This window comes from Variovorax durovernensis (assembly GCF_977011995.1).
In genome coordinates this window covers 3136568-3160721 of sequence record NZ_CDRNCW010000001.1, presented here as the reverse complement: position 1 = coordinate 3160721, position 24154 = coordinate 3136568, and the positions used below count along the sequence as shown (strand labels likewise).

26 protein-coding genes are annotated in these 24154 nt (G+C 67.9%); 8 read left to right on the top strand and 18 right to left on the bottom strand.

What is annotated here, in order from left to right:
- Positions 1-121: 121 nt before the first annotated feature.
- From ACWV14_RS15030 to ACWV14_RS15000, 7 genes are read right to left on the bottom strand one after another with little or no spacing between them, the layout of a single operon-like run.
- Entirely contained in the window at positions 122-352 is a 231-nt protein-coding gene (locus ACWV14_RS15030) for a hypothetical protein (RefSeq protein ID WP_081266289.1), read from the bottom strand.
- On the bottom strand, positions 339-710 hold the full coding sequence (locus ACWV14_RS15025; protein WP_081266288.1) for a hypothetical protein: 372 nt from the start codon (positions 708-710) through the stop codon (positions 339-341). The genes ACWV14_RS15030 and ACWV14_RS15025 overlap by 14 nt, the downstream gene beginning before the upstream one ends.
- A gap of 17 nt (positions 711-727) precedes the next feature.
- Entirely contained in the window at positions 728-1642 is a 915-nt protein-coding gene (locus ACWV14_RS15020; RefSeq protein WP_454909306.1) for a DUF6999 family protein, read from the bottom strand.
- A complete protein-coding gene (locus tag ACWV14_RS15015; RefSeq protein WP_454909305.1) occupies positions 1623-3551 on the bottom strand; it encodes an iron-containing redox enzyme family protein in 1929 nt (642 codons plus the stop codon). Before ACWV14_RS15015 ends, ACWV14_RS15020 begins: the two co-directional genes overlap by 20 nt.
- Before the next feature lie 3 nt (positions 3552-3554).
- A complete protein-coding gene (locus ACWV14_RS15010) occupies positions 3555-4508 on the bottom strand; it encodes a fatty acid desaturase family protein (RefSeq protein ID WP_454909304.1) in 954 nt (317 codons plus the stop codon).
- The gene (locus ACWV14_RS15005) at positions 4489-5262 is read right to left on the bottom strand and encodes a sterol desaturase family protein (protein ID WP_454909303.1); all 774 of its coding nucleotides are present in this window, start codon (positions 5260-5262) and stop codon (positions 4489-4491) included. Before ACWV14_RS15005 ends, ACWV14_RS15010 begins: the two co-directional genes overlap by 20 nt.
- 9 nt (positions 5263-5271) lie before the next feature.
- A complete protein-coding gene (locus tag ACWV14_RS15000; protein ID WP_454909302.1) occupies positions 5272-6846 on the bottom strand; it encodes a phospholipase D-like domain-containing protein in 1575 nt (524 codons plus the stop codon).
- 126 nt (positions 6847-6972) lie between these two features.
- Here ACWV14_RS15000 and ACWV14_RS14995 point away from each other — a divergent pair, with 126 nt between their 5' ends.
- Positions 6973-7530: a peroxiredoxin gene (locus ACWV14_RS14995; RefSeq protein ID WP_454909301.1), complete on the top strand. Its 558-nt coding sequence runs from the start codon at positions 6973-6975 to the stop codon at positions 7528-7530.
- A gap of 55 nt (positions 7531-7585) precedes the next feature.
- Positions 7586-9019: an aldehyde dehydrogenase family protein gene (locus ACWV14_RS14990; protein WP_454909300.1), complete on the top strand. Its 1434-nt coding sequence runs from the start codon at positions 7586-7588 to the stop codon at positions 9017-9019.
- Positions 9020-9136: 117 nt separating this feature from the next.
- On the opposite strand, the gene ACWV14_RS14985 is transcribed toward ACWV14_RS14990, so the two are convergent.
- Entirely contained in the window at positions 9137-10057 is a 921-nt protein-coding gene (locus tag ACWV14_RS14985) for a ZIP family metal transporter (protein WP_454909299.1), read from the bottom strand.
- A gap of 11 nt (positions 10058-10068) precedes the next feature.
- A complete protein-coding gene (locus ACWV14_RS14980) occupies positions 10069-10704 on the bottom strand; it encodes a superoxide dismutase (protein WP_454909298.1) in 636 nt (211 codons plus the stop codon).
- A gap of 195 nt (positions 10705-10899) precedes the next feature.
- Here ACWV14_RS14980 and ACWV14_RS14975 point away from each other — a divergent pair, with 195 nt between their 5' ends.
- The 4 genes from ACWV14_RS14975 to moeA all read left to right on the top strand — a co-directional run bounded on the left by ACWV14_RS14975 (position 10900) and on the right by moeA (position 14810).
- Positions 10900-11601 (top strand): hypothetical protein, encoded by a 702-nt coding sequence (locus tag ACWV14_RS14975; protein ID WP_454909297.1) that lies wholly within the window; start codon positions 10900-10902, stop codon positions 11599-11601.
- 89 nt (positions 11602-11690) lie between these two features.
- A complete protein-coding gene (moaA, locus tag ACWV14_RS14970) occupies positions 11691-12839 on the top strand; it encodes a GTP 3',8-cyclase MoaA (protein ID WP_454909296.1) in 1149 nt (382 codons plus the stop codon).
- The gene (gene mobA, locus ACWV14_RS14965) at positions 12836-13495 is read left to right on the top strand and encodes a molybdenum cofactor guanylyltransferase MobA (RefSeq protein ID WP_454909295.1); all 660 of its coding nucleotides are present in this window, start codon (positions 12836-12838) and stop codon (positions 13493-13495) included. The genes moaA and mobA overlap by 4 nt, the downstream gene beginning before the upstream one ends.
- Positions 13496-13499: 4 nt before the next feature.
- Entirely contained in the window at positions 13500-14810 is a 1311-nt protein-coding gene (gene moeA, locus ACWV14_RS14960; protein ID WP_454909294.1) for a molybdopterin molybdotransferase MoeA, read from the top strand.
- Positions 14811-14825: 15 nt separating this feature from the next.
- Here the strand turns inward: moeA and ACWV14_RS14955 are convergent, their stop codons facing one another.
- The 3 genes from ACWV14_RS14955 to ACWV14_RS14945 are packed head-to-tail and all read right to left on the bottom strand — an operon-like array spanning position 14826 to position 16602.
- Positions 14826-15317 (bottom strand): GAF domain-containing protein, encoded by a 492-nt coding sequence (locus ACWV14_RS14955; RefSeq protein WP_454909293.1) that lies wholly within the window; start codon positions 15315-15317, stop codon positions 14826-14828.
- Positions 15318-15346: 29 nt separating this feature from the next.
- Positions 15347-15796, bottom strand: a complete 450-nt coding sequence (rnhA, locus tag ACWV14_RS14950) for a ribonuclease HI (protein ID WP_081266376.1) — start codon at positions 15794-15796, stop codon at positions 15347-15349.
- A 35-nt stretch (positions 15797-15831) separates the two neighbouring features.
- Positions 15832-16602: a class I SAM-dependent methyltransferase gene (locus ACWV14_RS14945; RefSeq protein ID WP_454909292.1), complete on the bottom strand. Its 771-nt coding sequence runs from the start codon at positions 16600-16602 to the stop codon at positions 15832-15834.
- Here ACWV14_RS14945 and gloB point away from each other — a divergent pair.
- Both gloB and ACWV14_RS14935 read left to right on the top strand, forming a co-directional pair.
- Positions 16601-17380, top strand: coding sequence for a hydroxyacylglutathione hydrolase (gloB, locus tag ACWV14_RS14940; protein WP_454909291.1), 780 nt, complete (start codon positions 16601-16603; stop codon positions 17378-17380). The two genes, ACWV14_RS14945 and gloB, sit on opposite strands and share 2 nt — an antisense overlap.
- Positions 17377-18969 (top strand): transglycosylase SLT domain-containing protein, encoded by a 1593-nt coding sequence (locus ACWV14_RS14935; protein ID WP_454909290.1) that lies wholly within the window; start codon positions 17377-17379, stop codon positions 18967-18969. Before gloB ends, ACWV14_RS14935 begins: the two co-directional genes overlap by 4 nt.
- Before the next feature lie 19 nt (positions 18970-18988).
- On the opposite strand, the gene ACWV14_RS14930 is transcribed toward ACWV14_RS14935, so the two are convergent.
- The 6 genes from ACWV14_RS14930 to recR form a co-directional block, all read right to left on the bottom strand.
- Positions 18989-20173, bottom strand: coding sequence for a low temperature requirement protein A (locus ACWV14_RS14930; RefSeq protein ID WP_454909289.1), 1185 nt, complete (start codon positions 20171-20173; stop codon positions 18989-18991).
- Between the two features lie 75 nt (positions 20174-20248).
- On the bottom strand, positions 20249-21091 hold the full coding sequence (locus tag ACWV14_RS14925; RefSeq protein WP_454909288.1) for an ABC transporter permease: 843 nt from the start codon (positions 21089-21091) through the stop codon (positions 20249-20251).
- Positions 21091-21906, bottom strand: coding sequence for an ABC transporter ATP-binding protein (locus ACWV14_RS14920; RefSeq protein WP_454909287.1), 816 nt, complete (start codon positions 21904-21906; stop codon positions 21091-21093). Before ACWV14_RS14920 ends, ACWV14_RS14925 begins: the two co-directional genes overlap by 1 nt.
- Positions 21907-21951: 45 nt before the next feature.
- Positions 21952-22989: an ABC transporter substrate-binding protein gene (locus ACWV14_RS14915; protein WP_422086424.1), complete on the bottom strand. Its 1038-nt coding sequence runs from the start codon at positions 22987-22989 to the stop codon at positions 21952-21954.
- 136 nt (positions 22990-23125) lie between these two features.
- Complete coding sequence (locus ACWV14_RS14910) at positions 23126-23518, bottom strand: MAPEG family protein (RefSeq protein ID WP_454909286.1); 393 nt, start codon at positions 23516-23518, stop codon at positions 23126-23128.
- A 25-nt stretch (positions 23519-23543) separates the two neighbouring features.
- Complete coding sequence (recR, locus tag ACWV14_RS14905; protein ID WP_081266265.1) at positions 23544-24134, bottom strand: recombination mediator RecR; 591 nt, start codon at positions 24132-24134, stop codon at positions 23544-23546.
- Between the last annotated feature and the right edge of the window lie 20 nt (positions 24135-24154).

Genomic DNA, 24154 nt, shown 5'->3' with positions numbered 1-24154 from the left:
CATTATTTGTTTCCAACTGTATATCCAAATCGAGTCGCCGGGGAAGCCAATCCGTGACATGGGCGCAAGGAAATGTCGCCAAAACGTCTCGCCGCCGTGCTAGCGGCAAGACCGAGCAGGTTTATTCCAGGGCTTCGTCGAGCGCCTTGCACGAAGGCGCGCAGACCGTCTGAGACTTGCCCAGCACCTGGCGGGTGCGCAATTGCGAGCGCACGCGGTGCTTGCCGCACATGAAGCAGGACATGGTCGCCCCGCTGAACGATGCCGAGGCGCGAAACGGCGAACCCGGTGTCTTCGATTTGTAGCGCAGGCCGTCCGCCACCACTGCCGTCTTCACTTCACCCTTCGCCATGCGTCTTGTCCTTGTTGTTCGGTTGGGCACCGCGCATGGCGCGGGCAATGGCTTCACGGGCACTGACTTCGGCCGAAAGAGAAGCGTCGAGCGCCGACCGGCAGAGGCCGGCGTGCTGATAGTTGAGATTTTCGTACACCTCGGCCGCGGCCGGGTAGGCGTCGAGCAGGCGGCCCAGTTCGGCCCCCTGTTCGACGTCCTCGAACTCGTGGACGAGGTGCTCGACCACCGAGCGGTATTGCTCGGCGCCGACGGGCACGGGGCTGTGCTCGAGCTTTTCCAGCAGTTGAGCCAGCACGTGGGTCACTGCCAGATCGGTCTTGGGAGACGGATTTCGGGTCGTGTTCATGGTTTGCATCTGGGGGCAGCATACGCCTATGCAAGTGGCTGGTCGTACAGGGATGTCTCACCTTCCCCCGCCTGCTGCGCCGCCTGCATGCGCTGCAGCAGGCTGTGCAGCATTTCGGTCGAAAGCCCGTGGATCACCAGCCGATGCCCCGCCCGCAGGGTCGACAGGGGCACCAGCGGGTGCTTGTTGTTGACCAGGATCAGGTGCTCGGGAGCGGCGAGGATGGTCGCGGTGTAGATGCCGATGGTTTCGTCCAGTTGCAAGGAATTGGCCGCGCGCCAGAAATCGTTGTCCGTCAGCATCAGTTGGTAGAGCGGCGTGAACAGCTCGATGGCGCTTTGCAGGTCGAGGAAATTGAGCCTGCCCTGCGGCATGTCCTCCAGCCGCAGCGGCGGCTCCTTGATCATCGAGAAATCGACCTTTTCCGCCTTGCACAGCGTCAGCCCCTTGTCGCGCAGCGCCGTGTTCAGCCGGATCACGAAGTTGAAGAGGTTCAGGTCGTGCTTGAGGAACATCTCGTCCTTCAGCGCGTCGATGTCGGCCGGCTCCAGCGGGTTGGTGGCCACGGGCGCCGGCGAATTGCGCCCGATGAAGGCCAGCACCTGCGAGCCCAGGTGGAAGTGCCGCAGGATCAGCCAGTTGGCCTCGGGCGAGACAAAGCGCTTCAGCCCCCAGGCCAGGAAGCGGTGCAGCAGCATCGAGTGCGACCAGTTGCGCGGCACGAACACCTTCACGATCTGGATCAGGATGATCGTCAGCCGCGCAATCGGCCGCAGGAACGGCAGCAGGTATTGCCGCGAGCCGGAGCTCGAATCGGCCAGCCACGCCTCCTTCACGTTGTCGGGCAGCGGCGTGCTCTGGTCGAGATAGAGCGCCAGCCAGGGGCTGGGGTCGCGCTCGTCGTGCGCCTGGGTCAGGAAATCAGGCGTTCTGCTGGGCATCTGTCATTCGCTCCGTGATGTGCTGGAACTGCATCAGGTACAGCGCGGCCGTGTGGCGCGCGGTGTCGGTGATCTGGCGGGCGGCGCGGGCCTGCCCTTCGACGGCCATGACCATCTCGACGGCGGTGAGCCAGCGGCTCAGGTGGTGCTCGTCGTTGTGGCCGTGGTATTCGAGGAAGCGGAAGGCATCGGGCGGCAGCTTCAGGCAGGCCTTGAGGAGCGGCAGCAGCGCCGGCACGATGCGCTGGCCCGTGCCCTCGATGATGTAGATCGCCCCCAGCAGGCCGATCGGGTCGCGCGTGGCGGCCAGGCCGTGCAGGTAGGCATTGAGCGCCTCGCCGCCGGGGTTGCGGCGCAACTCGTCGATCGATTCGACCGTGCCGCCGGCCTTGCGATAGTCGCTGAACAGGATGTTGAAGTCGTTCTGCTCCTCGCCCGCGTGCACGCCGATCAGCGAGGCCAGCACCTGGTAGGGCTCGCTGAGCGAGGCCGCGCCTTCGCGCATCCACAGGCTGCCTTCGCGCACCTGCGGCACCCACTGCTCCATCCAGTTCAGGTAGTCGGGCACGGCAAAGCGTCGCTCGCGGATCTGGCGCACCAGCGGCGTGCGCCAGACGCGCGAGCGGTAGTCGTGCCAGATGGCGGCCAGTTCGGTCAGCAGCGCACCGAGGCCTTCAGGGGCGGCGGCCGGGTCGTGCGGCGGGGCGATGACGAGGTCGTCGTCTGGCACCACGGCCACGCGTGGCGCGACCGCCACGGGCGCGGCATCGGCCGCTTCCACTTCGAGCAGCATGTACGCCGCCATGAAGCGCCCCGACTCGGGCACGTAGCAGAAGATCTGCTCGCCGGGCTTCAGCGCCTCGGTGTGCAAAAACTCGGCCAGCATCACGAGGATCGACGCCGCCCCGGTGTTGCCGCGCCAGGCGAGGTTGCTCCACCAGCGCTCGCGCGGAATCGACAGGTCGGCCTTGGCCATCAGGTCTTCCACCACCGGGATGAATTTTTCCGACGAGTAGTGGCACAGGAAGTAATCGACCCGCTTCGGATCGACCCAGCCGTCGCGCACCAGCCCCGCGTATTCGTGGATACCGATGTCGAACAGGTGCGGCAGCAGGCGGATGTCCTGCCGCAGCGACAGCGCGCCTGCAGCCTCCGCCTCGGCCCATGAGCCGAAGTCGAGGTGGCCTCGTCCGTGCTCATCGCGGTTTTCGGTCAGGCCCAGCTGCATGCAGACCGGGTAGTCGCCCGAGAAGGCGCGCTGGTGCACCCACTTCAGCCGCAGCCTGAGCCCCGGCGAACCCGCCAGCGCGGGCGAGCCGTCGGACAGCAGCAGCGCGCCCGCGCCGTCGGACAGCATCCAGCGCAGGAAGTGCGAGTCGAAGTCGGTCTCGTAGCCGCGCGCGGCGAAGCGCGAGCGCTTGAACAGGCGCGACGGCATCTCGCTCGCCACCGCCATCGCCGAACGGTGCGCGCCCAGTTCGATGCCCTGCGCCGCCGCCTGGATTGCCGACACGCCCGCCGCGCAGATGCCGTGCACCGAATGCGTTTCCATCGGCTGCGCCGCCAGTTCGCCCTGGATCATGTTGGCGAAGCCCGGCATCAGCGTGTCGCCGCCCGACGAGCCGCTGGCCAGCATCGACACCCGCGACAGCTCGGCCCCGCCGCGCCGCAGGCAGTCGCGGATGGCGCCGGCCGCCAGTTGCGCGTTGGTGTGCCGGGTCACGCCTTCCGCGTCGATCGCGTAGTGCCGCGTGAGGATGCCGTTCTCCGCCAGGATGCGCCGCTTGATGCGCTCCGACATGCGGTTGAGCGGCGCGATGTACGCGTCCATGCGGTCATTGGGAATGGGTTCGCCCGGCATGAAGTAGCCGGCGCTCTCGAGATACACGCGTTGGAATGAAACAGGCATGGTTCAGTGGGTTGAGGAATCGGGAGGCATCAGCGAGCGGCTGCGAAAACGCGGCCACACGGCCCCCAGCACGAACACGCGCACCATGTACGGCACCAGCCCGCCCTCGTTGAGCACCGGATCGACCTGCGCGCGGTAACGCGTGCGATGCAGATGCGTGAGCTCGGACCAATGGGCATGCGGGTTCTCGTGGTGTGCGGTGTGCAGGCCGATGTTGAACAGCAAAGGGTTCACCAGCCCCTCGAAATTGCGGGCGTAGTTCAGCCGGCTACCCGGGGTATCGCCCGGCGCTCCCTTGGCCGCACCCTTGGGCGCCGGCTTGCGGCCGTCGGCATGCGCATGCTGCAGGTAGTTGGTCGCCAGCAGCCAGTGCAGGCCATGCAGCTGCGGCACGATCACGAAGAGCAGCGCCTTGCGCCAGTCGATGGCCAGCAGCACCGCCCAGCTGCCAAGCCACAGCGCGTACTGCGCCATGCAGTAGCGCCACGCGCCGCGCCGATGCCGCCGCAGCCGCGCGAGCCAGCCGAAGAACAACGGCATCAGCACCCACACCGCCTGGAACGGATGCAGCAGATAGCCCCACAGGTGGTTGGTGTCGCCGCCGAAGCGGTAGGTGCGCGCCACGTCCTTCGGCCCATGCCGGAAGCGATGATGGTTGGCCACATGCGCGGGCCAGAACACGAAGGTCGGGTGGCCCTGCAGCAGCGTGATCCAGAAGTCGGTCAGCCGGTTCAGGCGCCGCCCGCGCCACATGCGCAGGTGCACGTGGTTGTGGTGGATGACGCCGATGCCGAGCGTGAGGAACAGCATCAGCGCATACATCGCGATGTTGAAGCCGTGCACCCATTGCCATGCCGCCAGGCCGGGCAGCGCGGCAAGGTAGGCCAGGCTCTGCCAGTCCCGCCAGTGGCGCAGCCTCGGCAGCCGCGGGCGCGAGTCAGGCCGTGTTCGCGCCATGCTTCTTGTGGAAGGCCCGGAAGAGCGGCTCGGCGGCGTCCGCGGCAATGCGCGTGCGGAACAGCCGGTCCATGAAGGTGAACTGGAAGCCGTAGTTGCCGTTGTGCACGGCATGGTGCAGGTGGTGCCGCCGGCTCGCCGCGAACCAGTGGCTGTAAGACACGCCGGTGAAGAAGTCGTAGTTCGAATGCCCGACGCAGTTGAAGAACAGGCTGAACACCGGCACCGCCGCGAGCGACCAGAAGCTGAAGTCGTGCAGCACCATCGGCAGCAGGATCACGTTGCCCAGCATCAGCGCCTCGATCGGGTGAAAGCTGTAGGTGGCCCATGGTGTGGTCACGAACGACCGGTGGTGCGGCCCGTGAAAGCGCCGCAGCCAGCGCGTGTGCAGCAGGCGGTGGTTGATCCAGAAATGCACGTCGTTCCAGACCGCCAGCACGAGGATCTCGAGCGTGATCTGCAGCCAGCCGGCATCGCCGTCGAGCCGTGCCCAGCCCAGTTGCAGCAAGCCCCACGGAAACACCATGCCCAGGCCGAAGATCAGCACCGACACGCCCGACTGCCCCAGTTCGCGCCGCAGCTGCCCCGGCTGCAACGGCCGCGGATCGAGCACCCGCCCGATGCCCAGCGCGGGCAGCACCCGCTTCGTCAGAAGCCACGTCAGGCCGCCAAAACCGAGATAGATCCCGCCGAAGAAAAGCAGGCCCCACAGCATGACCTGCGGGGCCGACAACGAAGTGAAAGTCTGCGCCATCCCCCGAGGCTACAACAGCATCTCGGGGACCACCGGCGCAATGAGCATGTTGTAGAAGCGCTGGAAGAAGCTCGACTCCGGCTCGGAGGTCAGGATCATTTCCTTCTCGCCGTCATTCGTCAACCACTGCAGCGTGCCGGTGCCCTTGGCCAGCCGCAGCCGGTAGGAGTTCTGCAGCTTGCTGATGTTGATGACCCGCAGCATTTCGCGCGCGAGCTGCGGGCTGTCGACCACCAGCCCCATCTCGGTGTTCTGGCTGGCCGAGCGCGGGTCGAGGTTCATCGAGCCGATGAAGATGCGCGTCTTGTCGATGGCTGCAGTCTTGGCATGCAGCCGCCCCAGCGACTTGCCGAACATGCCGAAGCGCTCGCCCGCGCTTGTGCGCTGCGGGCTCAGTTCGTACAAATCGGCGCCGCTTTGCAGCAGCCGTTCTCGATAGCGCGCATAGCCCGTGTGCACCAGCGGCTCGTCGTTGGCGGCCAGCGAGTTGGTGACGAGCGTGAGCTTGACCTTGCGCCGGGTCAGCTCCTGGAACGCGGCCATGCCGCGCTCGCCGGGCACGAGGTACGGCGAGGTCAGGTCGACTTCGCTCTTGGCGTCGAGCATCAGCGTCCAGACCTGCATGGTCACGCTGGTGGCAATGGCCTCGTCGGCCGTCATGGTCGCGGGCTTGCCGGGCGGATCGGCAATGGCGCGGGCCTCGCCCCACAGCAGGCCCATGCGCCCGCCGTCCAGCTCTTCGGCGATGGGGCCGTAGCCCAGGATGTCCGACGGCGGCAGCACGATCTTCGGCGGCGGTGCGGCCATCTCCACCCACTCGTCGAATTCGGCGGTGCCCGGCTTGCGGCCGCCCTCGCCCGCCACGATGTCTGCTATGGGCCAGACCTGCACGCTGTTCCAGTAGGCGTCGAAGATCGATTCGAGCTGCGGCACCACCTTGCCGACGACCAGCGCGTCCATGTCGATGAAGTTCTGCGCCTCGTTCAGCACGAAATATTCTTCGGCGATGTTGCGCCCGCCCACCACCGCCATCACGCCGTCGGCAATGAAGAGCTTGTTGTGCATGCGGTGGTTGAGCCGCCCGATCTCGAACGGCGACGCCGCGAAGCGCGACAGGAAGCCGTTGCGCCCGCAGCAGAACGGGTTGAAGAGCCGCACCTCGACGTTCGGCGTCTCGGACAGCGCGAGCAGCAGCTGCTGGCTCTTGACGGTGTAGAGGTCGTCCACCAGCACCCGCACCTTCACGCCGCGTGCCGCCGCCTCGCGCAGGGTGCGCAGCAGCAGGCGGCCCACGGCGTCGTTCTCGAGCTGGTAGTACTGCACCACCAGCGAGCGCTGGGCCCGCTGGGCGAGCTGGATGCGGGCGTCGAGCGAGTACACGCCCAGCGGCATCAGCCGGAAGCCCGAGTGCTCCCCGGGCGGCGTGGAGGCGGCCACGATCTTCGCGAGCGCGGTGCCGGGGTCGGCCGCCGAGGCGTTCTCGGCGGGCCGCTCGCGCGCCACCGGCAGCGAGCCGCATGCGCCGAGCGCCGCGACCAGCAGGCCCGCGATCGCGATGCGCAAAAGTAGAAGCCAGGCGTTCATGAAAAGTGCTTCCGTTGCTTCGGTGGTCCAAGTGATCGTGTCTTCTTCTGTACGCCGGCTGGCAGGTGCCGGTTTCAGGCGCCCCTGGAGCCTAGAATTCCGGCCACACAGCTGCGGAGTTGCATCATGGCCCGAACGAACCTCTCACGCATCGCCTTGACGGCTGTTTTTGCGGTGCTTTCGCACCCAGCCTGGGCCGCGCTCGACATCGGCGACCCGGCACCCCGCTTCACCGCCGATGCCGCGCTGGGCGGAAAGACCTTCCGCTACTCGCTGGCCGACGCGCTGGCCAAGGGACCGGTGGTGGTGTATTTCTTCCCGGCAGCCGACTCGAACGACTGCTCCATCGAGGCCCACGCCTTCGCCGAAGCCATCGACAAGTTCACCGCACTGGGCGCCTCCGTCATCGGCGTGTCGGCGGACGACATCGGCACGCTGTCGAAGTTCTCGGTCAAGTCGTGCCAGAACCGGTTTCCGGTGGCATCCGACGAGTCGAAGACCGTGATCCAGGGTTTCGACGCACTCATGCAGACCAAGCCCGACTTCGCCAACCGGCTTTCCTACGTGATCGCGCCGGACGGCAAGGTGGCCTACTACTACCAGAACCTGAACCCGGACAAGCACGTGGAGCGCATGCTGAACGCCGTGCGCGCCCTGCCCCGGACCAGCGCCGCCGCCAGGTAGGGCCGGCCACCGGGGCGCCCACGTTTCTTGCGCGCTTCGCGCAAAATCCAGCCCCATGCAGCTCAACTACATCGCCAACGCGGACGTTCCGTCCTCCTCCGGCCGCACCCTGCCGGTCATCGACCCCTCCGACGGCCAGGCCTTCGACGAAATCCAGCGCAGCAACGCCGCCGACATCGACTCGGCGGTGCGCGCCGCGCGCGACTGCTTCGAGGGCGTGTGGCACAAGGTCAGCGCCGCCGACCGCGGCCGCCTGCTCTACAAGCTCTCGCAGAAGATCGCCGAGCACGTCGACGAGCTCGCGCTCATCGAGCAGCGCGACTGCGGCAAGCCCGTCAAGCAGGCCCGCGCCGACGCGGTGGCGCTGGTGCGCTACTTCGAGTTCTATGCCGGCGCCTGCGACAAGCTGCACGGCGAAACCATCCCCTACCAGGACGGCTACAGCGTCTTCACCTGGCGCGAGCCGCACGGCGTCACCGGCCACATCATTCCGTGGAACTACCCGATGCAGATCTTCGGGCGCAGCGTGGGCGGCGCCCTGGCAGCGGGCAACGTGTGCGTGGTCAAGCCGGCGGAAGACGCCTGCCTCTCGCTGATCCGGGTGGCACAGCTGGCGACCGAGGTCGGGTTCCCGGCCGGCGCGCTGAACATCGTGACCGGCTACGGCCACGAGGTGGGCGACGCGCTGGCGCGGCACGAAGGCATCGACCACATCAGCTTCACCGGCAGCCCGAAGATCGGCACGCTGATCCAGCAGGTCGCTGCCGAGCGGCACTGCCCGGTCACGCTGGAGCTGGGCGGCAAGAGCCCGCAGATCGTGTTCGCCGACGCCGACCTGGACGCGGTCATTCCCGTGGTCATCAACGCCATCGTGCAGAACGCCGGCCAGACCTGCTCGGCCGGCTCGCGCGTGCTGATCCAGCGCGACATCTACGAGCCGCTGCTCGAGCGCCTGGGCCACGCCTTCGAAGCGCTGCGCGTGGGCCCCGCCGCGATGGACCTCGACGTCGGCCCGCTGATCCGCCAGACACAGCAGCAGCGCGTGTGGGACTTTTTGAGCGATGCGCAGCACGCCGGCATCCCGATGGTGGCGCAGGGCATCGTGGTCGAGGAAGCGCCCGAGACCGGCTTCTACCAGGCCCCGACCCTGCTGCGCGACGTGCCCGTGGACCATCGCCTGGCGCAGGAAGAGGTGTTCGGCCCGGTGCTGGCCGCCATGCAATTCGCCGATGAGGACGAGGCCGTGGCGCTCGCCAATGCCACGCAGTTCGGCCTGGTGGCCGGCGTGTGGACGGCCGACGGCTCGCGCCAGTTCCGCATGGCCAGGCGCGTGCGCAGCGGCCAGGTGTTCATCAACAACTACGGCGCGGGCGGCGGCGTCGAACTGCCCTTCGGTGGCGTGAAGTCTTCCGGCTACGGCCGTGAAAAGGGCTTCGAGGCGCTGTACGGCTTCACCACCCTGAAGACCGTCGCCGTCAAGCACGGCTGAGCCCGGAGGCCCCTTCCAGAGACACCGCGGAACCGGCTTTGCCGGGCCGCCGGTGTCGCCCCCGGCGAGGGGGTTGGCGACGCGACACGAAGTGCGCGAAGCCTGGGGGAGAGCTCTTTACCCCAACGCGGTATCCAGCAGCATCATCAGCACGAAGCCGACCAGCAGCCCGCTGGTGGCGAAGGCCTCGTGCCCCTTGCGGTGGGATTCGGGAATGATCTCGTGGCTGATGACGAACAGCATCGCGCCCGCCGCAAAGCCCAGCCCCCAGGGCAGCAGCATCGCCGAATGACCGACCGCCGCCGCGCCCAGCACGGCGCCCAGCGGCTCGACCAGCCCCGAAGCCATGCCGATCAGCACCGCGAAGACGCGGCTGTAGCCTGCCGCCAGCAGCGCCACGGCCACGACCAGCCCCTCGGGCACATCCTGGATCGCGATGCCGGTGGCCAACGCGTCCGCCCGCAGCCCGTTGTTGGCCGCGTAGCCGACGCCGATGGCCAGCCCCTCCGGCACGTTGTGCAGCGCGATCGCAAACACGAAGAGCCATGTGCGCCGCAACTGCCGCGCCGCCTGGCCTTCGCGGCCCTTGATGAAGTGCTCGTGCGGCAGCACGCGGTCCATCAGCATCAGCACGGCGCCGCCGAGCAGGATGGCCGAGCCGATCACGCCGCCCGCCGCCCAGTTGCCGCCGCCGAACACGCCCACATGCTTGGCGGCCTCCAGGCCGGGAATGATCAACGAGAAAGCGCTGGCGGCCAGCATGACGCCGGCGCCGAAACCGAACAGCGTGTCCTGCAGCCGCTCGGGCAGCTTCTGCGAGAACAGCACCGGCAGCGTGCCGAGCGCCGTGGCCAGCGCAGCGACCGAACCGCCGAGCAAGGCGTTCCACACGATCGGATCGCTGCGCACGAATGTCCAGAACCGCGACAGCCCCACCAGCGCGCCGGCGGCGACGATGGCAAGGCCGATCCACTCGCGCATGGGGCGCACGGGCCTGGCCCGCGTACCCGCCACCGTCACCTGCCGGGTGTCGTTCATGGCCGCACGCCTCAGCCGCCGGTTGCGGCGGTGTGGCGCCGGGACACCTCGGCCCAGTTCACCACGTTGTAGAAGGCCGCGATGTATTCGGGACGGCGGTTCTGGTACTGGAGGTAGTACGCGTGCTCCCACACGTCCAGCCCCAGGATCGGCGCGCTGCCGGAGCCGATGCCGCGCATCAGCGGGCTGTCCTGGTTGCCGCTGCTTTCCACGGCGAGCTTGCCGCCGGGGCCGACCGACAGCCATGCCCAGCCGCTGCCGAAGCGCGTGAGCGCGGCCTTGGTGAAGGCGTCCCTGAACGCGTCGAAGCCGCCCAGGTCGACGTCGATGGCCTTGGCCAGCGCGCCCGTGGGTGCGCCTCCGCCGCCCTGGTCCACGGGCGCCATCACGGTCCAGAACAGGCTGTGGTTGGCGTGGCCGCCGCCGTTGTTGCGTACCGGCGCGCGCAGCGGCTCCGGCAGTTGCTCGACGCCGGCGATGAGTTCTTCGATTGGCGTTCCCTCGTGCGGCGTGTCTTTCAACGCGGCATTGAGGTTGTTCACATAGGTCTGATGGTGCTTGCCGTGGTGGATTTCCATCGTCTGCGCATCGATGTGAGGTTCGAGCGCATCGAAGGCATAGGGCAAGGCTGGGAGGGTGTGCGGCACGGTCGGGAGGCTCCTTGGATGGAAGAGCCCTTTGCGTTGTCGACGTGCTGCGTATTCAGGCACCCAAATGATAGGAATTCTCATTGGCTGCGTCAAGACATCCCGGCAGGGATGCCGAAAACCGGCCAGCACCGGAAAACTTCCGGTAACGATCGATACACTGCTTCGCGGCACGTTTCCCGGGAGATTCCCACGATGAAGTTCAAGAACATCCTGCCCCTCGCACTGCCTCTTGCCTTGCTTGTCAGCACCGGCCTGGCCTTGGCGCAAACCTCCACGCCGCCGGCCGGCGAATACATCTATGAAGGCGGCAGCGGCGCCCTTCGTGTCAAGACGGATGGTCGCTTCGACATCACCACCATCGGCGCCAACGCCCATACCTGCGCGCTCGACGGCACCATCGTGCGCGGCAAGGCGAAGCTCGCCGACGGCGGCTGCGTGGTGAGCTTCGCGGTCAATGCCGACAAGGTGGCGGTCGCGACCAACGGCGCCGAGCAATGCCGCGACAACTGCGGCATGCGCGCCACCTTCGAAGGCACCTACACCCGCCCCACCCCGGCCTGCACCGACAAGGCGGTGGCCAGCTCCCGCAAGAGCTTCAAGCGCCAGTACGACGCCCGGGACTACGAGATCGCCCTGGCCACCCTGTCGCCGCTGCTCTCGGAGTGCGACAAGACGCTCGACTGGATCACCAAGGGCTGGATGCGCAACGACATCGCGCTGACGCAGTTCAAGCAGGGCGACCGCGCGGCCTGCCTCAAGACGCTGCAGCCGCTGGCCGAGGACGCTGAGCGCACCGACGACGGCATCAGGGAAAACTACCCGCCCGCCGACGCCGACATCTTCCTGCCCGTGGTGCGCGCCACCCGCACGAACCTGAAGCTCTGCAGGGGATAACCCCCGGGCGCACCGCGGCGGGCGCAAGTAGCCTGCAGCCAATGGGCCCATGGGCGATGGCGCAAAATCGAGCCCTCCTCATACCCCTCATGAAGCACAGCAGCAGCACTGTCATCCCGATCTCCGCGGTCGGCCGCGCGCACCCCGCCGTGGCCGTGCCGGAGATCGCCGTACCCGCCACCGGCCAGTTGCTCGATCGCCTGGGCCGGCCCATGACAGACCTGCGCATCAGCGTGACCGACCGCTGCAACTTCCGCTGCAGCTACTGCATGCCGAAGGACGTGTTCGACAAGGACTACCAGTACCTGCCCCACAGCGCGCTGCTGAGCTTCGAAGAAATGACCCGGCTGGCCCGCCTGTTCGCGAGCCACGGCGTGCGCAAGATCCGCCTGACCGGCGGCGAGCCCCTGCTGCGCAAGAACATCGAAGGGCTGATAACGCAGCTCGCCGGGATCCGCACGCCCGCCGGCGAACCGCTGGCGCTGACGCTCACCACCAACGGCTCGCTGCTCCGGCGCAAGGCCGCCGCGCTGCAGAGCGCTGGCCTGCAGCGCGTGACCGTGAGCCTCGACAGCCTGGACGACGCCGTGTTCCGCCACATGAACGACGTCGACTTCCCGGTGGCCGATGTGCTGGCCGGCATCGACGCAGCACTTGCCGCCGGCATGGGTCCGATCAAGGTCAACATGGTGGTCAAGCGCGGCACCAACGAGCAAGAGATATTGCCGATGGCGCGCTACTTCCGCGAGCAGCACGGCGGCAAGGTGGTGCTGCGCTTCATCGAGTACATGGACGTGGGCGCCACCAACGGCTGGCGCATGGACGAGGTGCTGCCCTCGGCCGAGGTCATTGCGCGCATCCATGCCGAGTTTCCGCTGGTGCCGCTGCAGGCCAGCGCGCCCGGCGAAACCGCCCAGCGCTGGGCCTATGCCGACGGCGGCGGCGAGATCGGCGTCATCAGCAGCGTCACCCAGGCCTTCTGCCACGACTGCAGCCGCGCGCGCCTGTCGACCGAAGGCAAGCTCTACCTCTGCCTGTTCGCCAGCGCCGGCCACGACCTGCGCCCCCTGCTGCGCGGCGCCGCCAGCGACGAAGACATCGCCTCCGCCATCGGCCACATCTGGCAGGGCCGCGCCGACCGCTATTCCGAGCTGCGCGCCCTGCGCACCACCGACGCCGACGACGCTGCCGGCGACAAGGCGCCCCGCCGCGTCGAGATGAGCTACATCGGCGGATGACGCAGGCGCCCGCCATGCCCGCGCACGCCATCGCGCCAGCCGACATCACCGGGCTGCTGCTGGCCGGCGGCCGCGGCTCGCGAATGGGCGGCATCGACAAGGGGCTGCAGCCGTTCAACGGCGAGCCGCTGGCGCTGCATGCGATCCGCCGGCTGCGCCCGCAGGTGGGCACGCTGATGCTCAATGCCAACCGCAACCTGCAGGACTACGAGGCCTTCGGCGCACCGGTGCATGCCGACATCCTGGCCGACTACCCTGGCCCGCTCGCTGGCTTCCTGACCGGGCTTGCGCACTGCCGCACGCCCTGGCTCCTGACCGTGCCCTGCGACACCCCGCTGTTTCCGCCGGACCTGGCCGCGCGGCTGGCGGAAGCCGCAGTCGCCGGCGATGCGGAGATCGCAATGGCCGTCGCCCCCGAAGCCTCCGAGACCGAGGACGCCGCCACCGTGCTGCGCCCCCAGCCGGTCTTCTGCCTGCTGCGCGCCGACCTGCTGCAAAGCCTGCGCCGCTACACCGAAGCCGGCGGCCGCAAGGTCCAGGCCTGGGCCGCGCAGCACCGCACCGTGCGCGTACCCTTCGACCGACCGGGCGACGCACCCGACGCCTTCTTCAACGCCAACACCCTTGCCGAACTGCACGCACTCGAAAACAGATGAGCCTATGAGTCGCATCGCAGACATCGCCTCCAACCTTTCGGGCTACGACGCCGCCGACCTGAGCGTCGAGGCCGTCCATGCCTTTCTCTTGCAGCTGACGGCCAGGGCCGTCGTCACGCAGCGCGAAAGCGTCACGCTGTTCGACGCCCTCGGCCGGGTGCTGGCCGAAGACATCGTCTCGCCCATCAGCGTGCCGCCGCACGACAACTCCGCGATGGACGGCTACGCCTTCGACGGCGCGGTGCTGCCCGCCGACGCGCCCATCGACGCTTCCGTCACGCTGCGCGTGGCCGGCACCGTGCTGGCCGGCGCGGCCTGGCGCGGTGCGCTGGCGGCCGGCGACGCGGTGCGCATCATGACCGGCGCGATGATGCCGGCGGGCCTGGACACGGTGATCCCGCAGGAATTCTGCAAGGTCGACGGCGACAAGGTGAGCTTTCCCGCGCGCGTGCTGCGCCGCGGCGCCAACCGCCGCCTCGCCGGCGAAGACCTGATGCAGGGCCAGCCCGCGCTGCGCAAGGGCGAGCGCCTGTCGCCTGCCGCGCTGGGCATGGTCGCCAGCCTCGGACTGCCGGGCATGCCTGCGCTGCGCAGGCTGCGCGTGGCGTACTTCTCGACCGGCGACGAGATCCTGAGCCTGGGCGACGCACCGCGCGAAGGCGCCGTGTACGACAGCAACCGCTACACCGTGTTCGGCCTGCTCAGCCGGCTGGGCTGCGACATCGTCGACCTGGGCCTGGTGCGCGACGACCCGGCCACGCTCGCCGCGGCATTGCAACGCGCCGCGCGCGAGGCCGACGCCATCGTCAGCAGCGGCGGCGTGAGCGCGGGCGTGGCCGACCACACGCGCGACGTGATGCAGCAGCTTGGCGACATGGCCTTCTGGCGCGTCGCGATGCGGCCCGGCCGCCCGTTGGCGGTGGGCCTGATCCCGCGTGAAAGCTCGCCGCAGCCGGCCGTGCTGTTCGGCCTGCCGGGCAACCCGGTGGCGGTGATGGTCACGTTCCTTGCCTTCGTGCGGCCGGCCCTGCTGCGCATGATGGGCTGCCACGAAGCCGCCTCGGCACCGCCGCCGCTGCTGCGCGCGCGCACCACGGCGCCCCTTCGCAAGAAGCCGGGCCGTACCGAGTACCAGCGGGGTTTCGTCAGGATGATGCCCGGCGCATTGCCCGAAGTCAGCGTGGCGGGCAACCAGGGCTCGGGTGTGCTGAGCTCGATGGTCGAGGCCAACGGGCTCGTGGTGCTGCACCACGGCCAGGGCAGCGTCGCGGCGGGCGACGAGGTCGACGTGATGATGTTCGACGGCGTGATCTAGCCGCCGTCCGGCAATCTACGCCGAGTCGGGCCGCTCGCGGGCGCGCTCTTCCAGCTTGGTCACCACCTGCTGCGCCAGGAAGCGCAGCTGCTCCAGCAGCTCCGGGTCCAGCGTGCGCGGGCGGGTGTCGATCACGCAGACCGTTCCCAGCGCTTCGCCGTTGCTCATCACGAGCGGCGCGCCGGCATAGAAGCGGATATTCGGGTCGCCTGTGACCAGCGGATTGGCCTTGAAGCGCTCGTCCTCGAGCGCGTCGCCGACCACCATGACCTCGCTCGGGGCGGCAATGGCATGCGCGCAGAACGCATGCTCCCGGGGCGTTTCCACCGCCTTGAGACCGACACGCGACTTGAACCACTGCCGCCGCTCGTCGATCAGCGAGATGAGCGCGATGGGCGTGCCGCACAGCTGGGCGGCCAGCCGCGTGATCTCGTCGTAGGCGGCCTCTTCGCTGGTGTCGAGGATGGCCACGCGGTGCAGTTCCGCCAAACGTGAAGATTCAGTCATGCACCGATTATCGGGGTCTGCCCCGCGGTTCAGAGTCGCCCGAGCGCCTTGTCCACGCCCTTGTTGGCCAGCATGTCGGCGCGCTCGTTGCCGGGGTCGCCCGAATGGCCCTTGACCCAGCGCCATTCGATCTGGTGGCCGCCCTCGGTCACCAGCTTGTCCAGCCGCTGCCAGAGCTCGACGTTCTTCACCGGCTGCTTGCTGGCCGTGACCCAGCCCTTGGCCTTCCAGCCGCGGATCCACTCGGTGATGCCCTTGCGCACGTACTGGCTGTCGAGGTACAGCAGCACCTTGCACGGCCGCTTGAGCGCGGCCAGGCCTTCGATGACGGCAGTCAGCTCCATGCGGTTGTTGGTGGTGTCGAGTTCACCGCCGAACAGGTCTTTTTCGGTGGCACCCGACTTGAGCCACGCGCCCCAGCCCCCGGGGCCGGGGTTGCCCTTGCAGGCACCATCGGTGTAGATCACGACTTCGGTCAAACTGGCTTTTCCTTCTTCATTCGATTCGTTCATTTTCAATTCTTGTCGGGCTCGCTGCGGTGCACCTTGCCCGCGATGGGCACGGGCGCCTTGGCCCGCGCGCCGGCGCGGCGCCAGTCGGCACTCAGCAGGCGCATGCCGCGCACCCTCTTCACCGCCACCAGGAAGTAGGCCGCGCCGAAGATGGGCCACCAGCGCTCGCCGGCCGCGTCCATCCAGCGCGAGCGCTCCAGCCAGGCCTCGCTGCGCACGGCCGGCCGATAAATGCCGAAGCGGCCCGATTCCACCTCGAAGCTCAGCAGCCGCAGCCAGTCGCGCATGCGCCAGTAGCCGATGAACTCGCCGCCCTCGGGCAGGTAAAGATCGCCAAGCCCCAAGCGCCGGTAAATGTGCGCGCGGCGCTGCCGCATGCCCCAGAGGCTGGCCGGATTGAGCCCGCAGATCACCACCCGGCCCTCGGGCACCAGCACCCGCTCGACTTCGCGCAGCGTGGCGTGCGGGTCGGGGCTCAGTTCAAGCGCATGCGGCAGTACCACCAGGTCGAGGCTGTTGGCCGCGAAAGGCAGGGCCGCGAAGTCGGTCAGCAGCGTGGCCTTGCCGAGCCGGGCGGGGTCGTCCAGCGCCAGCCAGCGGTGCGGCATGCGGTTGGTGCGAAGGCCGTCGACCTCCGCCGCGCCCAGCTGCAGCGCGTGATAGCCGAAGACATCGGCCACCGCCTGATCGAACTGGGCCTGCTCCCAGGCCAGAAGGTAGCGCCCCGGGGGGGTCGCGAACCAATCCTGCAAACCTATAATTTGACCGCTCATGACCCTCGTTCCGCTGCCCGCCTTTGCCGACAACTACATCTGGATGCTGCACGACGGGTCCCACGCCATCGTGGTGGATCCGGGCGACGCCCAACCGGTGTTCGACGCGCTGGCGCGCCACAAGCTGCAGCTGGCCGCGATTCTAGTCACGCACCACCATGCCGATCACACCGGCGGCGTGGGGGCCTTGCACGCCGCCACCGGCGCCGCGGTGCGGGGCCCCGCGCACGAGCGCATTCCCGAACCGTACACGCCGCTGGTGCAGGGCGACGTGGCCGAAGCACTGGGCCTGCGCTTCGAGGTCATCGACGTACCGGGCCACACGGCCGGGCACATCGCCTACTTCCTGCCGGCGGCGCCTTCACAGGCGCCGCTTCTCTTCTGTGGCGACACACTGTTCTCGGGCGGCTGCGGCCGCCTCTTCGAGGGAACGCCAGCGCAGATGCTGGCCTCGCTCGACGCGCTCGCGGCGCTGCCAGGCGACACGCGCGTCTGCTGCGCCCACGAGTACACACTTTCTAACCTGCGTTTCGCCCTTGCAGTGGAACCGGCCAACGCCGATCTGACTCACTACAACGCGCGCTGCGAAAGCCTGCGCGCACAGGGGCAGCCCACGCTGCCATCGCAACTGGCGACCGAACGCCTGATCAACCCCTTTCTTCGCAGCCGCGAAGCCACTGTCCTTCGAGCGGTGCGTGCCCACGCCGAGCTGGCTGCCGATGCAGCCGAGGCCGACGTGTTCGCCGCACTGCGCCAATGGAAAAACGACTTCCGATGAAACTGATTGCTGCCACCTGCCTTGCAGGTTCACTGGTGCTCGCGGGCTGCGCGGGCACGAACAACAGCTCCACACCGTCTTCCTCCTCCCCCAAAGCTGGCGCCACCGCCGGCGGCAGCGCAAGCCCCGTCTACCCGCGCGACGCCCTCTCCCCCCTTGCCAGCAGCCAGGCCCATTCGCAGAGCGTCGTCACGCTCGCCCCGCCGGTCGACATGTGGGACCGCATCCGCCGCGGCTTCAAGATGCCCGACCTGGACAACGACCTCGTGCGCGACCGCGAGCAGTGGTACGCCAGCCGCCCCGACTACATCCAGCGCATGACCGAGCGCTCGAACAAGTACATCTTCCACATCGTCGAGGAGCTCGAGCGCCGCAACATGCCGACCGAGCTCGCGCTGCTGCCCTACATCGAGAGCGCGTTCAACCCGCAGGCCATCTCCAGCGCACGCGCCGCGGGCATGTGGCAGTTCATGCCGGCCACCGGCACCGACTTCGACCTCAAGCAGAACATCTTCCGCGACGACCGCCGCGACGTGGTCGCCTCCACCCGCGCCGCGCTCGACTACCTGCAGAAGCTCTACGGCATGTTCGGCGACTGGCAACTGGCCCTGGCCGCCTACAACTGGGGTGAAGGCAGCGTGAGCCGCGCCATCGCCAAGAACCAGCGCCTGGGCCTGCCCACCACCTACAGCGACCTCACCATGCCCGCCGAGACGCGCATGTACGTGCCCAAGCTGCAGGCCGTGAAGAACATCGTGGCCAACCCGCAGGCGTTCAACACCGAACTGCCGCTGATCGCCAACCACCCCTACTTCCAGACCGTCAGCCTCACGCGCGACCTCGACGTGGAGCTTGCCGCCAAGCTGGCCGACGTTCGCCTCGAAGACTTCCGCGCGCTGAACCCGGCCGCGCACAAGCCCGTGCTCATCGCCGCCGGCACGCCGCAGATCCTGCTGCCGTGGGACAACGCGGCCGTGTTCCAGCGCAACTTCGACGCCTACGCGCAAGGCCAGTACGCCAGCTGGACCGCCTGGGTCGTGCCCAACACGATGACCGTGGCCGACGCCGCGCAACGCTCGGGCATGAGCGAGGCCGACCTGCGCGCCATCAACAACGTGCCGCCGCGCATGCTCATCAAGGCCGGCTCGACGCTGATCGTGCCGCGCGGCGCCCGGGTGAAGGAAGACGTGGCTGCCGTGGTGGCCGACGGCGGCCACCTGAGCTTCCAGCCCGAGATCGTCACCCGCCGCACCACCGTGAAGGCGGGCCGTGCAGACAGCGTGGCTTCCATTGCGCGACGCTACAACCTCAAGCCGGCCAACGTCGCCGAATGGAACGACGTGAAGCCCAACCACGCGTTCAAGCGCGGCTACAGCGTGGTGGTGTACCTGCCGATCCGCGCGACCGTCGCGACACGCGTGGGCACCGGCATTCCGCCCGCGCGCGGCCATGCTGCGGCCTCGTCGAAGCAGGCGGCAGTGAGGACCGCGGCACCGCGCGGCGCCAACATCGCCAAGGTGCCCGCAAGCAGCAAGCAGCAGGTGGTGCGCGAGAAGCGCGGCGGCGCGCCGGCCAAGAAAAAGCGCTGAGAGAGACGCGCAGCTTTCGTCAGTGCGTGGGCGTCGCGGCCCACGCGCGGCGGCGCACCACGGCTTCCAGCGCAGCCACGGCAATCATCACGAGCGTCGTGAGCGTGCCCACCACGATCACCGACAGGTGCGGCGCAAACACCGCGAGCACGGCCAGCAGGCCCAGCCCGTAGAGGTGCGACTGCGGCAAAAAGCCGCGCACCACGCGCTTGAACAGCGCATTGCCGAACAGGTAGAGCGCCGGCCCGCCGATCAACGCGCCGAGGTACTTGAGCTCGGCGTGGTGCGAGCCCTCGTTGATCGTCAGTTCGTCGGCCACCGCGCACACGATGATGCCCGCCACCAGGATCACGTGCGTGTAATGGAACTTGGCGCCGATGCCTCCAGGGTCCGACGAATGCTCGATGGCGTGGGTCGCTTCCTTCGCGCTGGTATCGAAGTACATCCACCACATCGCCAGGCTGCCCGAGAAGCCAACCATCAGCGCGAACAGGTCGGCACCGTGCCATTCGGCGTGGTGCCCGAAGGCGATGCCGGTGGCCAGCACCGATTCGCCCAGCGCGACGATCACGAAGAGCTGGCAGCGCTCCGCCAGGTGGCCGCCGTCGATGGTCCAGTCGCTCGTCAGCGAACGGCCCAGGCCCGGGAAGCGCAGGCCGATCATCGGCGCGATGTACTCGCACAGCACGCCGCCGAACCACAGTGCGAGGCGCGCCTCGCCTTGCGCGAAGCCACCCGCAATCCAGAACACGCCGGCCACGCAGTTCCATGCCAGCAGGCGGCGGAAGTTGGGCGTGAGCGGATCGTTCGGGCCGATGGCGATCAACATGCACAGCGTTCGCCCCGCCTGGATACCCACGAAGCACAGCGCGAACACCAGCCCCCGCTCCGCGAAGGCGCCCGGCAGCGCCGAGGCCATCACCATGGCCAGCAGCATGATCGCGAACAGCACGCCGCGGATGCGCAGTGCGCCGGGGTTGAACCAGTTGGTGGTCCAGGCCGTGTACTGCCAGCCCAGCCATACCGCGAACCACATCACCAGCGTCTGCAGCGCCCCCAGCAGCGTGAGGTGGTCCAGCAGGTAGTGGGACAGCTGCGTGACGGAAAACGCGTAGACCAGGTCGAAGAACAGTTCTTCGTTCGAGACTCTGGCGGCCTCGCTGCGCGAGCGCAAGGTCGTGGCCCGCTTGTTGTCGTGGCTCATTCTTTACCCCTGTGAAGTCGTTGCGGCGCTCCTTGTTGCTCCATCGCGCCGCGCGGGATCATCGCATGAGGGGCGCTAGAGCTTCTCGGTTTCGCCCGTCTTGGGCTGCCACTTCATGAGGCGCTTCTCGATCAGCCCGACGATGCCGTCGAGCACCAGCGCAAAGGCCGTGAGCACCACGATGCCCGCGAACACCGTGTTGACGTCGAAGGTGCCCTCGGCCTGCAGGATGAGATAGCCCACGCCCCGCGCCGAGCCCAGGTATTCCCCCACCACCGCCCCCACGAAGGCCAGCCCCACCGACGTGTGCAGGCTGGAAAACACCCAGCTGGTCGCGCTCGGCAGGTACACGGTGCGCAGCAGCTGCCGCTGGTTGGCGCCCAGCATCTTCGCGTTGGCCAGCACCACGGGGCTCACCTCGCGCACGCCCTGGTACACGTTGAAGAACACGATGAAGAACACCAGCGTCACGGCCAGCGCCACCTTGCTCCAGATGCCGAGGCCGAACCACAGCGCGAAGATGGGCGCAAGAATCACGCGCGGCATCGAGTTGGCGGCCTTGATGTAGGGGTCGAGGATCAGGCTCGCGGTCGGCGCCAGCGCCAGCCATAGCCCGCACGCCAGACCCAGCACCGTGCCGATGCCGAAGGCCAGCACCGTCTCCAGCAGCGTGGTGCCCAGGTGCAGGTAGATGTCGGCGTTGCCCTTGAGCCCTTCGGGAAAGAGCACGTTGGCCGGCACATCGAACGGCAGGAACCAACTCCAGATGCGCCCCGCCACCTGAATCGGCTCGCCCACGAAGAAAGCGAACTGCTGGTTGCGCGAAGCCAGGTGCCATGCAACCAGGATCACAAGCAGCAGCGCCAGCTGCCAGAAGCGCGCATTGCGCTCGTTGAGGCCGAAGTGCGCGCGCGACATCAGGCGGCCTTCCTCAGTTGCTGCGCATAGCCCTTGAGCACCTCGTCGCGCAGCACCTCCCAGATCTGGGTGTGCAGTTCGACGAAGCGCGGCTGCGTACGCACCTCGGCCACGTCGCGCGGGCGCGGCAGGTCGATGGCGAATTCACCGATGGGACGCGTCGCCGGCCCGGCCAACAGCACCACCACGCGGTCGCTCATCGCAATCGCTTCGTCGAGGTCGTGCGTGATGAACAGCACCGCCTTCTTCTTCGCGCTCCAGAGATCGAGCACCTCGTTCTCCATCAGCTGGCGCGTCTGGATGTCGAGCGCGCTGAAGGGCTCGTCCATGAGGATGATGTCGGGGTCGAGCACCAGCGTCTGTGCCAGCGCCACGCGCTTGCGCATGCCGCCGGAGAGCTGGTGCGGATAGCGGTCACCGAAGCCGGAGAGGCCCACGCGCGCCAGCCAGGCATCGGCCTGCCTGCGCGCCTCGGCATCTGGCACGCCGCGGTACTGCAGCCCGACCATCACGTTGTCGATGGCGCTGCGCCAGGGCATCAGCGCCTCGGTCTGGAACATGTAGCCCGCGCGCGCGTTGACGCCCTCCAGCGTCTTGCCGAATACCTTGACCGTGCCCGACGAAGGCTCCAGCAGGCCCGCGCCCACGTTCAGCAGCGTCGACTTGCCGCAGCCCGTGGGGCCGACCACGGAGACGAACTCACCGGCCTTGATGCGCAGCGTGGTGTCGGCCACCGCCGTATAGCGCTGGCCCGGATCGTCCTTCGAATGGAAGGTGCAGCTGATGGAGAGGAGTTCGAGTGCGTGTTCGGGCATGGCAGAAAAAACCCGGCCTGAGCCGGGTCGCGGGGACGTTCGGAATCAGGCTTTGAACCTGTCTTTCGCGCGCCTTGCAAAATCGTTGGTGTAGGTCTTGGCGAGGTCGATCTTGTCGGCCTTCACCGTGGTGTCGAAGCTCGCGATCGCGGTGAGCGCGGTCTTGGGGCCGTCGGCCGGCACGAGGCCGTCGGTTGCGATCGACTCGCGCACCTTGTCGAACGACGCGAGGTACAGCGCGCGGTCGCCGAGCAGATAGGTCTCCGGCACTGTCTTGATGATGTCGCCCGGCCCTGCCGTCTGCAGCCACTTGAGCCCGTGCACGATGGCGTTCGCCAGCGCCTGACAGGTGTTGGGATTCTTCTGGATGAACTCGGTCGATGCATAGAGGCAGGCCGCCGGCATCGTGCCGCCGAACACCTGCTGCGTGCCCTTGAGCGTGCGCGTGTCGCTGATGATCTTCACGTCGCCCTTCTGCTCGAGCATCGTCATCACCGGATCGGTGTTGCTGATGGCGTCGATCTGGCCCGAGCGCAGTGCGGTGAGCGCGCCGGCCGCCACGCCCACGCCGATGTAGCTCACGTCGCTGGCCTTGAGCCCGCCGCGCGACAACACGAGGTTGGCCACCATGTTGGTCGACGAGCCCGGTGCCGAGACGCCGATCTTCTTCCCCTTGAGATCCTGGATGCCGGTGTAGCCGGCCATGTTCTTGGTCGACACGCCCACCGCGATCTGCGGTGCGCGGCCTTGCAGCACGAAGGCCTGGAAGAACTGGTTCTTGGCCTGCAGGTTGATGGTGTGTTCGTAGGCGCCGGAGCACACGTCGGCCGAGCCGCCGACCACGGCCTGCAGCGCACGTGCACCGCCGGCGAAGTCGGAGATTTCCACGTCCAGCCCCTCGGCCTTGAAGTAGCCGAGCTGCTCGGAGATGGTCAGCGGGAGGTAGTAGAACGCCGCCTTGCCGCCCACCGCGATGGAGACCTTGGTCTTCTCCAGCTTCGCCTGTTGCGCAAAGACGCGCGGCAACGCAATGGTTGCGGCGGCAATGGCGGAGGCGGAAATGAGGGCGCGGCGGTGGAGCATGAAACGGTGCCTGGAGGCTCTGTGATTCGTCTGGACTGAATCGAGCTTAGGGGCCGCATCAAGCGACTGCATCGGGGTCATCCCGTGCGGGTTTTCACGTAAGCATGAAGGCCTCCCGAAGGCCCTGCGCACGGGGCTATCGCCCGATGAAAAGTATTGCTGCGTTGACCAGGAAACCGAGGGCCCAGACCGCGCTGCGAGCACTGCCCACGCCCTTGATGTAGAGGCCGATATAGATCACGCGCAGCACCACGTAGGCCGCGGCGAGCATGTCGAGCCGCCCCTGCGCCGCGCCAAGCTGGTGCGCAATGATGACGGCACCGACAAAGAACGGCAGGCCCTCGAAGCTGTTGGCCTGCGCGCTGTTGGCACGCGCGCGCCAGCCGTTCTGCCTCGCGGCCCAGTCGCGCGGATGCATGTTGTCGCGCGGACCGAAGCTGCCCGCCTTGGCGATCCAAGCGGCCAGGTACGGCAGCACGCAGGCGATGAACACGCACCAGTAGGCTACCGTGAGCAGTGAAAAAGTCATGTCGTTTGGTCTCCGCCGGCGGTGCTTACCGCCGATCCACCAGCGCGTGCGCGATGGTGCCGAGGTCCACGTACTCGAGTTCGCTGCCGGCCGGCACGCCGCGCGCAAGACGCGTCACCGTCAAACCGCGCTGCTTGAGCGCTTCGCCGATCACGTGCGCGGTGGCCTCGCCCTCGGCCGTGAAGTTCGTGGCGAGGATGACTTCGCTCACCGTGCCGTCGAGCGCCCGGTTGAAGAGCTTCTGCAGCCCGATGTCGTTGGGGCCGATGCCGTCGAGCGGACTGAGCTTGCCCATCAGCACGAAGTAATAGCCGCGGAATGCGCCGGTGCGCTCCAGCGCGGCCTGGTCGGCGGGCGTCTCGACCACGCAGAGCTTGCTCACGTCACGCCGCGAGTCCATGCAGACGCTGCAGATCGGCGCTTCGGTGAACGTGTTGCAGAGCTCGCAGTGCCGCACATTGCCCGCGGCCTGCTGGAGTGCACGCGCGAGCAGCTGCGCGCCATCGCGGTCGTGCTGCAGCAGATGAAAAGCCATGCGCGAGGCCGACTTGACGCCGACACCGGGCAGGCGGCGCAGCGCATCGACCAGGGCGTCGAGCGAACTGGCGTCGGCCATGTCAGACGGCCCTTTCGCGC

Bases quoted from the DNA above. Each gene is read 5' to 3' on its own strand.
- ACWV14_RS14990 (WP_454909300.1), top strand. From the start codon at position 7,586: ATGCAGCTCAACTACATCGCCAACGCGGACGTTCCGTCCTCCTCCGGC.
- gloB (WP_454909291.1), top strand. From the start codon at position 16,601: ATGACCCTCGTTCCGCTGCCCGCCTTTGCCGACAACTACATCTGGATG.
- ACWV14_RS14910 (WP_454909286.1), bottom strand. From the start codon at position 23,518: ATGACTTTTTCACTGCTCACGGTAGCCTACTGGTGCGTGTTCATCGCC.
- ACWV14_RS14945 (WP_454909292.1), bottom strand. From the start codon at position 16,602: ATGAGCGGTCAAATTATAGGTTTGCAGGATTGGTTCGCGACCCCCCCG.
- ACWV14_RS14915 (WP_422086424.1), bottom strand. From the start codon at position 22,989: ATGCTCCACCGCCGCGCCCTCATTTCCGCCTCCGCCATTGCCGCCGCA.
- moeA (WP_454909294.1), top strand. From the start codon at position 13,500: ATGAGTCGCATCGCAGACATCGCCTCCAACCTTTCGGGCTACGACGCC.
- ACWV14_RS14935 (WP_454909290.1), top strand. From the start codon at position 17,377: ATGAAACTGATTGCTGCCACCTGCCTTGCAGGTTCACTGGTGCTCGCG.
- ACWV14_RS15015 (WP_454909305.1), bottom strand. From the start codon at position 3,551: ATGCCTGTTTCATTCCAACGCGTGTATCTCGAGAGCGCCGGCTACTTC.
- ACWV14_RS14920 (WP_454909287.1), bottom strand. From the start codon at position 21,906: ATGCCCGAACACGCACTCGAACTCCTCTCCATCAGCTGCACCTTCCAT.
- ACWV14_RS15020 (WP_454909306.1), bottom strand. From the start codon at position 1,642: ATGCCCAGCAGAACGCCTGATTTCCTGACCCAGGCGCACGACGAGCGC.
- moaA (WP_454909296.1), top strand. From the start codon at position 11,691: ATGAAGCACAGCAGCAGCACTGTCATCCCGATCTCCGCGGTCGGCCGC.
- ACWV14_RS15005 (WP_454909303.1), bottom strand. From the start codon at position 5,262: ATGGCGCAGACTTTCACTTCGTTGTCGGCCCCGCAGGTCATGCTGTGG.
- ACWV14_RS14925 (WP_454909288.1), bottom strand. From the start codon at position 21,091: ATGTCGCGCGCGCACTTCGGCCTCAACGAGCGCAATGCGCGCTTCTGG.
- recR (WP_081266265.1), bottom strand. From the start codon at position 24,134: ATGGCCGACGCCAGTTCGCTCGACGCCCTGGTCGATGCGCTGCGCCGC.
- ACWV14_RS14985 (WP_454909299.1), bottom strand. From the start codon at position 10,057: ATGAACGACACCCGGCAGGTGACGGTGGCGGGTACGCGGGCCAGGCCC.
- ACWV14_RS15000 (WP_454909302.1), bottom strand. From the start codon at position 6,846: ATGAACGCCTGGCTTCTACTTTTGCGCATCGCGATCGCGGGCCTGCTG.
- ACWV14_RS14930 (WP_454909289.1), bottom strand. From the start codon at position 20,173: ATGAGCCACGACAACAAGCGGGCCACGACCTTGCGCTCGCGCAGCGAG.
- ACWV14_RS14975 (WP_454909297.1), top strand. From the start codon at position 10,900: ATGAAGTTCAAGAACATCCTGCCCCTCGCACTGCCTCTTGCCTTGCTT.
- mobA (WP_454909295.1), top strand. From the start codon at position 12,836: ATGACGCAGGCGCCCGCCATGCCCGCGCACGCCATCGCGCCAGCCGAC.
- ACWV14_RS15010 (WP_454909304.1), bottom strand. From the start codon at position 4,508: ATGGCGCGAACACGGCCTGACTCGCGCCCGCGGCTGCCGAGGCTGCGC.
- ACWV14_RS14995 (WP_454909301.1), top strand. From the start codon at position 6,973: ATGGCCCGAACGAACCTCTCACGCATCGCCTTGACGGCTGTTTTTGCG.
- ACWV14_RS15030 (WP_081266289.1), bottom strand. From the start codon at position 352: ATGGCGAAGGGTGAAGTGAAGACGGCAGTGGTGGCGGACGGCCTGCGC.
- ACWV14_RS15025 (WP_081266288.1), bottom strand. From the start codon at position 710: ATGCAAACCATGAACACGACCCGAAATCCGTCTCCCAAGACCGATCTG.
- ACWV14_RS14955 (WP_454909293.1), bottom strand. From the start codon at position 15,317: ATGACTGAATCTTCACGTTTGGCGGAACTGCACCGCGTGGCCATCCTC.